At 68.1% G+C, this 554-nt stretch carries 1 protein-coding gene; it reads left to right on the forward strand.

Annotated features, from left to right (window positions below; translation table 11 throughout):
* Positions 1 to 554, forward strand: a 554-nt coding sequence (locus D1614_RS28650; RefSeq protein ID WP_147384408.1) for a DMT family transporter, incomplete at both ends; no start/stop codon positions are given.

Consider the following 554-nt stretch of genomic DNA (forward strand, 5'->3'; position numbering starts at 1 on the left):
GGCCATCCCGTTCTGCCTGTTCGCCTTTGCCGAACTGACACTCACGGCGGGGTTCACCTCGGTGCTCAACGCCGCGGCCCCGCTGTTTGCGGCCATCGTCGCCTTCACCTGGCTGGGTGAGCGGATGTCGTCGCTGCGCGTGCTGGGATTGGCGATCGGCTTTGTCGGCGTGATCGTCCTGGTCGGCGGGTCGTCTGTCATCGACGCAAAACAGGGCGGCGTGGCCGTGGCGGCGGCGCTGGCCGCCACCGTGCTGTATGGCGTCGCCAGCAGCTACACCAAGCGTTTCCTGACCGGCGTGCCGCCGCTGGCCGTGGCGACCGGCAGCCAATTGGCCGCCGCCATCGTACTTGCACCGCTGGCCTACTGGCTGTGGCCGGCGCAAACGCCCACCGGCGGCGTGTGGCTGCACGTCATCGCGCTGGGCATTGCGTGCACGGGCGTCGCCTACATCCTCTTCTTCCGCCTTGTTGCGCATGTGGGCCCGACGCGCGCGGTGTCGGTCACTTTCCTGATCCCGGTATTCGGTGTGCTGTGGGGCATCCTGTTCCTGG

It is taken from the genome of Maribellus luteus (genome assembly GCF_003576475.1).
Taxonomy (GTDB): Bacteria; Bacteroidota; Bacteroidia; order Bacteroidales; family Prolixibacteraceae; genus Draconibacterium; species Draconibacterium luteum.